The sequence below is a fragment of the Mesobacillus stamsii genome (assembly GCF_030814065.1).
Lineage (GTDB): Bacteria > Bacillota > Bacilli > Bacillales > Cytobacillaceae > Mesobacillus > Mesobacillus stamsii.
The window spans coordinates 1-9226 of the sequence record NZ_JAUSUN010000050.1 but is presented as its reverse complement, the minus strand read 5'-3'; the positions used below and the strand labels follow the sequence as shown (position 1 = coordinate 9226).

The window sequence follows — 9226 nt, the reverse complement described above, 5'->3', positions numbered from 1 at the left end:
TTTCTTTAATTTAGGTAAGACTTGCATCCTCAAGCGAAAAGACGATTTTTCCTTAAAAAGATGAAAGAAATGTAATTGATTTCCAAGTAAGTGTACGGATTTAAAGAAGGTATGAATAATTCAGGGATAATATTAAAACTTCTAAAACGTTTAGTTATGAAGCTTTTGAATATGCATTAAAGAGAAATCATTATTATCGTTGCTCTGATAGGGATCTATGCCTAAATGATTTAAGAAATATGATGATAGATGGAGAGTATATAAAAATTGAGGAAAGACATCCGTGGCATTTAAGTAGTCTGAGAAAGAAGAAGATTGATAGTGCATATGGCGATTTTTCAATTGAAAGACAGTATAACATTAAAGTTATTACACGTGGAATCAGTTCTGGTGGCGCACCGATGTACGCCCCATGGATGATTGCTGAAGATGAAACTTATAAAGGAGTATTTGACCTCGAACCAAGAAATATTGAATGTTATAGTTTGTGGGCAAGGCATATGGAGTATATTTTAAGTACTGTAGAATATGCAAAACTCCCGGACTATCTGTAAAAAGATTTTATCGCATTACTATTAATATATTAGCCATAGCATTTAAGGCACCCTACACGTTTAATTGTAGAGTGCCTTGCTGTTTTTATTCTTCTATATCAACTATCAGCCCAGATTTAAATTCAACAGTGAACTTGTCCTCATGGATAGTAACCTTTTCAATTAGCCTCCTTACCAGCGCCTCATCGTATTCGGTAATGGAGGTGGGTTGCTTATTTAGGAAGGCGCTCATGTCAGCGATCCGCTTCTTGATTTCATCCTTGCTAGCGCTGTCCACTTGAACTTTTTGCTTCTGTTCACTAAATGTGTAAATTTCATCAGCTACATCCTCATAATCAGATTTTGTGCTGGCCAGTTTGAGAAGCTCTGCCTGTAGTTTTCCTAATCTCTTGTCGATATCGGCTAGAGCTTGATTGTTATCCTGGCTTATCACTGTGGCGATATTGTTTTCTAGAATGGATAGGAAGGAGTCCTTCTCACTTAAGGTTTCATTAATGGCTTTGATAAGAACCTGCTCAAGGCTACTCTCCTGAACTGTGCGAGCGTCGCAGAATAGGCCAGTGTTTTCAAGGCGGCTGACGCAGCGCCAAACGATGGACTTCTTGCCGCGATTGTTCCAGTGGACCCTTCGGAAAACCTCGCCGCAGGTGCCGCAGATAATCATTTGAGAGAAACAATGTTTGCTGCTGTAGGTTCTCTTTTTACCATTTGGGCTGGTGTGGACAATGCGTCGTCTGATCAGTTCCTCTTGGACCAGCATGAAAATTTCACGCGGGATGATGGCTTCATGACTGTTTTCTACATAGTACTGGAGGACAAGACCGTTGTTTTTAACTCGCTCTTTTGTGAGGAAGTCCACGGTGTAAGTTTTCTGAATGAGTGCATCCCCGATATATTTTTCATTCCGGAGGATTTGATTTATGTTGCTGGTGTGCCATTTGTCTCGCCCGGCACCATTCTTGATGCCATCTGCCTCAAGTAAGGGGGAGCTATATCCAGATGAGCTATTTGATGTTCGAATACCCTTGATCCCTTCAAGCAATCAAAAAAACTCCAGAAATAAAGAGGAAATCCAAGATTGAAACCCCATAGATCGTCCTCACGCCATGGCGCGACTTCATTCTTCTCAGGCAATCAAAAATTTTGCGGGGGAGAGAAAAACCTTAAAAAAGCAAAAGGCACGACGAGCAGTTAAAACCGCTTATCGTGCCTTTTTTCGCGCAAAACTTCCGATTGTCCTCTAAAAGAACCATCCCTTTATCTCATGTTCTTTTTATTCAGCAAGCCATGAATTAGCAGTAAATTTACAACGCTTTAATACGAGCTTAATAAAATGAGAGTAATATAACGATTGTTGGTACATTAAACATTTGTTGAAAAGTGAGGTGGAGTTGTTTGATAGGTAAAATTTGTTCACGAAGTTTCATGAAGTGCCAGGACTTATTTAAAAATTTATTCAGGAATCAACAACGGGAATATTCCATTAAGAAACAGCAAATCAAGCTGGGTATTCTTTATTCATTACCAGCATTAGCATTATTATTGTTATTTCGATTTTGGCCAATGTTCTTTGGAGTATATATTAGTTTTTGGAAGTGGGGGTATTTCCCAGAGGAATTCATTGGATTTCAAAATTATGTTCAAATGTTTACAAGAGATATTGTCTACATAGACCCAATTTTCGGTTTGAAAATTGGCAATCTAGGTCAAAGTTTACTTGTTACAATTTACTATGGGGTTGGAACGATTCCAATTTCGCTTGTTCTATCATTTCTTATCTCTTATTTTCTTTTTCATTATTTTAAGAAAAGGGGACAAGGTGTTTTTCGAACAATTTTCTTCCTACCATATATAACATCACAAGTAGCAGCCATTATGGTATTTAAATGGATATTTCATCAGAATGTTGGTGTGGCTAACGCGGGATTAACTGCTGTTGGATTACCTGCCCAAAATTGGACATCTGACCCTGAACCGATACTTAGTAAGCTATTAACACTTATTGGTTTGGAGTGGCCCAGTACGATTCCGATTGAATTAGGTGGTCCTAGTCTAGCACTACTCATTATTATGCTCTTTGCGATTTGGAGCAGTATTGGATTTAACATTGTCATTTTATTAGCTGGATTAAGTAGTATCCCGAAAGAATTGTACGATGCAGCTAAAGTTGACGGAGCGAATATGTTTCAACTGATGCGAAATGTTACATTACCATTAGTGTCGCCGATGTTGTTTTTACTGTTAATTGTTTCGGTTATCGGTTCATTTGAATCATTCAATGCGTTCTATGTATTTTCAGGTGGAGAAGGTGGGCCTTTAGGAACAACGATGTCACTACCATTATATATATTTAGAAACTTCTACGCTTACGGCCAAGTAGGCTATGCTTCTGCCCTTTCTGTACTTTTGTTTATGATTATTTTCCTATTAACACTACTTCAACGTCGCATGTTAGAAAAACGCGTTCATTACGACCGTTAGAAAGGAGGTTTCCATGTTTAAAGATCCTAAACAGTCAGCTCGCTTATTTAAACTAAGTGTTATTGTAGTCATTGTCATTCTTGCATTAAGTAGTTTATTTCCATTTATTTGGATGGTGTTAACTTCATTTAAGACTCAAGCCGAAATTAATTTGATGCCACCAACATTCATACCAGAGACTTGGAATGTGATCGAGAACTATACGAATGCTTGGATGAAACCGGAATCAACTTTTGGACGTTATTTTATTAATACGTTAATCATCGCTGGCTTTGGTACACTTGTTCAATTAGTGATATGCATCCCAATTGCATTTGCGATTACCCACTTTCGCTTTCCGGGAAGAAATTTTATTTTTATTTTAGTTCTAGCTACAATGATGATTCCCTACGATGTCACGTTAATACCAAACTTTATTACGATACGTCATATGCCATTAATGGGAGGGAATGACATCTTTGGTCAAGGTGGTCAAGGATTATACGACTCTTATTCAGGGATGGTCTTACCATTTATTGCTGACGCGTTTACTGTGTTCCTTTTAAGACAGGCGTTCTTAACGGTTTCAAAGGATTATTGGCTAGCAGCTCAAGTAGATGGGATGTCGCACTTTGGGTATCTCTGGCGCGTGTTAGTTCCTATTTCTTGGCCAACGATTATTACAGCCGGATTGTTAAGCTTCATTGGTAAATGGAATGGAGTACTATGGCCACTGCTCATTACTTCAAGTGAGCACTTAAGGCCATTACAAGTTGGACTTTTATATTTCATTAGCGAGGAGGGGCATTACTACCATTTACTTATGGCAGCAGCCACATTTACTGTTTTACCAATTGTCCTTTTATATTTTGTTACACAAAAATGGTTCAACAATGGAATTGCTGGTACAGGATTAAAATAGTGCAGAGGAGCGGATTTGTTTTGGAATGGATGAAAGATATTAAAGCGGTTATTTGGGATTTAGATGGAACAATGTATCAAGAATTAACGTTTTATCGTAGATACTTACGCTATTTAGTTGAGGAATCAAAATGGGAACCACATTACGAAACAATTGTTGATACAGTAGAAAATATTTTTTCTGGTCATCATTCGTTTCGTGTAGGCTCTTATTACTGCATACCGCCGGAGAAAATTAATACAATTGATGAATTAATCGAATTTTCTGGCACAACTGATACAACTCAATTATCTGTGGGATATTTATATGGTGGTGATGCATGGAGTGTAATGAATATCATTTCTAGCCGTTTGAACATCTCTCCTGACAAGAGAAAAGAATCATTTAACCGCGTGAGAGAGGAAATGCTACAAGAGCCTTATGCAATTGAAAAAAAATCAACTCTCTTTAATGAAATTGAAAAGCTGAATGTATATAAGAAGGTATTAATGACAAATACATATACACAATCTGCCCAAGCTTTTGTGGATTATTTAGGGGTTTCAAAGCTCTTTGATGAGATTCATTATGATTCAAAAAAACCAATAGGAATAGCGGAGGTGATTCGTTCCATTCAAATTAGAGAAGGATTAGAAACGAGTGAAATTTTATCGATAGGAGACCATGCGTACAATGACTTATTGCCAGCTAAGATAGCAGGATGTAGGACAATTCACATTAGTCCTTATCCATCAGAGGACAGTTCTAACTGGGATAGAACCGTAAAGACGATTGATGAACTAACAGATCTACTCAAATCTTTTAATGAACTATCTACAATGACAACGAATTAAAAGGAGGAACAGTAATGACTCAGGAATCTCTTATTTTCTACGGAGGATTAAATACGATCGGTGGGGTACACATCTTATATTCTAACGGTAATCATAGTCTTATTTTTGATTTAGGTCTTCAGTTGAGAGGATTATTTGATATAAAAGTTCAAGCGCACCCTAGTCATGGCTTACAGCAATACATATTAACAAGAATGGCTCCCCCAGTTCTCCCTATTTATGATAAGAGGGAACTTGAAGGGCTTGAGTATCAAGCGGTTTTTGATTTATGGGGCAAAGATAAGATGCCTGCGACAGACAATATAAATATAAGTGTTTTTATTAGTCATATCCACCAAGACCATATGGCATTACTACCATATGTCAATGAAGAGACGACGGTTTATATGCATCAAGATGCGCATGCTGTGTATCGTGGTGTCGTCGTATCTGGTGAATATAAAGACACATCGGCAACGATCCATTCATTACAAGATTTAGAAACCGTTCAGTTTGAAGATTTCACATTGCAATTAGTCGAAGTCGATCATGATACACCTGGGGCATCTGGTTTTTTAATTAAGAGTAAGGAGCATACGATTGCCTTTACCGGTGACTGGAGAACTCATGGAAGAAATAGCGAGCGAATGGAGCGTTTTATTACGTTATGTAAGGAAGCGAATGTAGATATCTTACTAACAGAAGGAACGAGCCTTAGAAAAGAAAGCGCCTTTGACGATCCAGTTATGGTACAAGAGGTAGAAGTCGCAGACCATTATGCAAGGATAGTAAAAGAAGCTACTAGTCTAGTTTATGTAAATATCCTTGCTAGAAACGTAGAAAGAGTTGCTGATTTTATTATGAAGACAAAAGAGCTAGGACGGAAGCTAGTCATGGATGGACGAACAGCGGCACTTTGGCATGAATCTATTACACAAGGAATCAAGTCACTTAATGGTCATCCTTCCTTAGCAGAAAAAGATACCATCCGTGTATTAGAATCGGATATCAATATCACTAAGGATCTACCGTATGAAACAATATGTATTAATGAAATTGTATCTAATAAAAGCAATTATACGATTTATTTAATTCAAGAAAATACACCGCTAATTTCACAATTAGAAAGACAAGGAGAGCAAGTTGGGCAGTCTCATTATATACATGCGGATGGTAATCCGCTAACAAATCGAGATCCTGTCTTAGAGGCCTGGCTTAAAGAATTTTGTGTGAAATATCATTACTATGCTACAGGAGGTCACGCTACACCAAAGGAGATTTCACGAATTATCTCAGAAATCAAACCGAAAGTAGTAATACCCTTGCATAGTTTACACCCATCTCTTGTAGATAGTAAAGGTGTGCCAAAATATTGTCCTGCCTACGGGGAAAAAGTGGTAGTAACTGAGTTACTTTCAACTTTAAGAAATAATGTAAAAGATAGTATGAATTAATTCAAATTTAGGAGGATTATCAATGAAAAAATTACTGTCAATCGTCATACTTTTGTTTTTCACAATTGTTCTAGCAGCTTGTAATAATACGGAGTCTTCGACACTAAGTCAGTCAAATAGCTCGAATTCTTCAAATACATCAAATTGGAATCAAAAAGAAGAATCTGCTACTAGTGATAATGAGTGGGATAAAATGGAACTTGGAGAAAATGGTCCGGTAGAAATTGATTTTTGGCATATTCAAGCAACAATTTATGGAGAAGCTGTAAATGAAATTGTTGATAAATTTAACAAGAAATACGAAGGAAAGATCAAAGTTAATAATGTATTTCAAGGAGAATATGATGCACTGAATAAAAAAATTAGAGCTTCCATTCAAGGTGGAGGGTTGCCAAATGTTTCGATGGCATATGAAGGTGATGCGTTAGAGTACATGAAGGCTAACAAAATTGTTTCACTAGATTCATTTTTAAAAAGTGAGAAATATGGATATTCACAAGCTGAATTAGATGATATTGTTCCAGGTGTATTAGCGCGTCAATCGATCCCTCAATATGATGGGAAAACGATGTCTTGGATCCATGGTAATAGTGCAATGGGAATTTACTATAATAAAGAAATCTTAAAGCAAGCAGGATTTGATAAACCAGCAACTACATGGAAAGAGTTTGAACAACAAGCAATTGAAATTTTTGAAAAAACAGGCGTTCCAGCTTTAACTCTTCCTGAAAATCTAGGAGCTAACTTTGGAATCTGGTTAAGAACATATGGTATAGAGCCTGTGAATCTCTCAGACCATACCGTAAACTATGACAATGAACAGGCCCTTGAATTAATTACCATTATTAAAAACTTAGTAGATACGGGAGCTGCTGTTATAGCACAAGATACTGAACAAGAATTTACGAATGAAAGAGCTGCTATGGAGATTGGAACGACTGCTCGTTCAACAACTAAGATTGATTTAATAGAAAATAAGTTTGACTGGGCTATAGATTTAATTCCACAAGGAGATGAATCTAACAAATCTACTGCGCTATGGGGTGGGAACCATGTTATGTTTAAATCTACCCCTGAAGAAGAATTAGCTAGTTGGGTATTTATGAAGTATTTCGCTAGTCCAGAAGCACAATCTATCTATGCTGCAAAGACAGGGTATTTTCCTGCTGTAAAGTCTGCTCAAGACACAGATTTATTGTCACAAGACTATAGTGCGAACCCACAAAAACGTCAAGCTTTTGAAAATGTAGTTCCGTATGCTCGTATCACAGCTCCAACAGCTGCTATTCGAGCTGTGAATGATGCTGTAGCGACAGCAGTAAGTTTACATTTAAATAACAATGCAAACGGAGAAGATGCATTAAAGAAAATGAATATGGATGCACAAGAATCATTAAATAAATACAAATAATAGTGCAATATTAGAATTATGAAAAGATGGAGAGAACGAATACTGTTCTCTCTCTTTTCAAATCATGAAGGGAAGGGTTCCTACAATGGCAAAATTATCGATTAAGAACTTAGACAAACATTATGAAGATGGTTTTCATGCAGTGAAAAATTTCACCTTAGATATTGATGATAAGGAGTTTATCGTGTTTGTTGGCCCTTCTGGTTGTGGTAAATCAACGACCTTGCGAATGATTGCAGGGCTTGAAGATATTTCTAAAGGTGACATATCGATTGATGACACAATTGTAAACTACGTACCGCCTAAAGAACGAAATATTGCAATGGTATTTCAAAATTATGCATTGTACCCACATATGACGGTTTATGACAATATGGCATTTGGATTGAAGTTGCGAAAGGTACCAAAAGAGATTATAAAGGAAAAAGTAATACAGGCTGCTGAAATACTTGGATTATCAGAATTATTGAAAAGAAAGCCAAAAGAATTATCAGGAGGACAACGTCAACGTGTTGCTCTTGGCCGAGCAATGGTTAGAGACCCAAAAGTATTCCTACTAGATGAGCCATTATCTAACCTAGATGCAAAATTGAGAGTTCAAATGAGGAGGGAAATTTTGAAGCTTCATCAACGACTTGGAGCGACATTCATTTATGTGACTCATGATCAAACAGAAGCGATGACGATGGCAACAAGAATTGTCATCATGAAAGATGGGAAAATACAACAAGTAGGAACTCCCAAAGAAGTATATGAGAATCCTAGAAATAAGTTTGTTGCTAGCTTTATCGGGTCACCTGCGATGAATTTCATTCAAGGAACGCTACAGAAGCAACAAAATGAGCATTATTTGAATACCGTTAGGGACCAAATTAAGTTACCTGCTGTACTTAGTGAGCAATTAAAAGAACAAGGGTATTTAAATAAAGAAGTAATCTTAGGAATTCGACCGGAAAATATTAGCATTGTCAACTCCGGAGAAGAGAAGAATACTTCAGCAAAAGTAGGATTAATCGAATTAACAGGGGCAGAGAAATATGTCCATTTACAATTAAACAATGAAACGATTATTGCAAGGTTCCATTCCGAAATGACAATAGAATCAGGTGTACAAATAGATATTAGCTTTAAAACGGAAAGTATATACTTTTTTGATGCAAAAACAGAAAATAAAATAAACTTAAAAATCATAAAACGAGAAATGGCAGGAGCGGTATAGGATTTACATTAGGGTGACCACTAAAGAATACTATGATTTTATTGGGAATTACTTATTTTCCTATTATGCACTTGGTCTTTTTTTTCGTTATTACCTCAGTATCTAGTTGGGAATTGGATTAACAGGTACTCAAATTGCATAATTTCTTCCTTGGCCCTTTTATTGCGATTTTATCGCAACTTTTTGGGGGAAGATCGTTGATAGGACACAAAAACTTAAAGTGATTCTTTTAATCAACACGGTCGTTTCTTCATTCGAATGTTTCATTTTGTCGTGTAAGGCAATTGGGAGCAATTAGGTTTGCTATGACGGTCTTTTTCACGTCAATGATAGTAGATGTGTTATCTCTATCTTGGATTTTTGTTTGTTGGCGTTTGTTCTCATATTTTATTTT

Annotated in this window: 8 protein-coding genes; 7 read left to right on the top strand and 1 reads right to left on the bottom strand. The window is 36.7% G+C overall.

From position 1 onward, the window contains the following. Window positions 1-239 precede the first annotated feature (239 nt). Window positions 240-554: a hypothetical protein gene (locus J2S25_RS19530; protein ID WP_307192690.1), complete on the top strand. Its 315-nt coding sequence runs from the start codon at window positions 240-242 to the stop codon at window positions 552-554. A gap of 85 nt (window positions 555-639) precedes the next feature. Here the strand turns inward: J2S25_RS19530 and J2S25_RS19525 are convergent, their stop codons facing one another. After that, window positions 640-1596, bottom strand: coding sequence for a recombinase family protein (locus J2S25_RS19525; RefSeq protein ID WP_307192689.1), 957 nt, complete (start codon window positions 1594-1596; stop codon window positions 640-642). A gap of 353 nt (window positions 1597-1949) precedes the next feature. Between J2S25_RS19525 and J2S25_RS19520 the strand changes: the two genes are divergently transcribed. From J2S25_RS19520 to J2S25_RS19495, 6 genes are all read left to right on the top strand, one after another. After that, window positions 1950-3035 (top strand): carbohydrate ABC transporter permease, encoded by a 1086-nt coding sequence (locus J2S25_RS19520; protein WP_307192688.1) that lies wholly within the window; start codon window positions 1950-1952, stop codon window positions 3033-3035. Between the two features lie 13 nt (window positions 3036-3048). After that, window positions 3049-3936 (top strand): carbohydrate ABC transporter permease, encoded by an 888-nt coding sequence (locus J2S25_RS19515; RefSeq protein ID WP_307192687.1) that lies wholly within the window; start codon window positions 3049-3051, stop codon window positions 3934-3936. 29 nt (window positions 3937-3965) lie between these two features. Next, on the top strand, window positions 3966-4769 hold the full coding sequence (locus J2S25_RS19510; protein WP_307192691.1) for an HAD family hydrolase: 804 nt from the start codon (window positions 3966-3968) through the stop codon (window positions 4767-4769). 14 nt (window positions 4770-4783) lie between these two features. Further along, the gene (locus J2S25_RS19505) at window positions 4784-6202 is read left to right on the top strand and encodes an MBL fold metallo-hydrolase (RefSeq protein WP_307192686.1); all 1419 of its coding nucleotides are present in this window, start codon (window positions 4784-4786) and stop codon (window positions 6200-6202) included. Window positions 6203-6224: 22 nt separating this feature from the next. Further along, window positions 6225-7613, top strand: coding sequence for an extracellular solute-binding protein (locus tag J2S25_RS19500; RefSeq protein ID WP_307192685.1), 1389 nt, complete (start codon window positions 6225-6227; stop codon window positions 7611-7613). Window positions 7614-7698: 85 nt separating this feature from the next. Then, entirely contained in the window at window positions 7699-8832 is a 1134-nt protein-coding gene (locus J2S25_RS19495) for an ABC transporter ATP-binding protein (protein ID WP_307192684.1), read from the top strand. The last annotated feature ends 394 nt before the right edge of the window (window positions 8833-9226 follow it).

Bases quoted from the DNA above. Each gene is read 5' to 3' on its own strand.
- J2S25_RS19530 (WP_307192690.1), top strand. From the start codon at position 240: ATGATGATAGATGGAGAGTATATAAAAATTGAGGAAAGACATCCGTGG.
- J2S25_RS19500 (WP_307192685.1), top strand. From the start codon at position 6,225: ATGAAAAAATTACTGTCAATCGTCATACTTTTGTTTTTCACAATTGTT.
- J2S25_RS19515 (WP_307192687.1), top strand. From the start codon at position 3,049: ATGTTTAAAGATCCTAAACAGTCAGCTCGCTTATTTAAACTAAGTGTT.
- J2S25_RS19510 (WP_307192691.1), top strand. From the start codon at position 3,966: ATGAAAGATATTAAAGCGGTTATTTGGGATTTAGATGGAACAATGTAT.
- J2S25_RS19495 (WP_307192684.1), top strand. From the start codon at position 7,699: ATGGCAAAATTATCGATTAAGAACTTAGACAAACATTATGAAGATGGT.
- J2S25_RS19505 (WP_307192686.1), top strand. From the start codon at position 4,784: ATGACTCAGGAATCTCTTATTTTCTACGGAGGATTAAATACGATCGGT.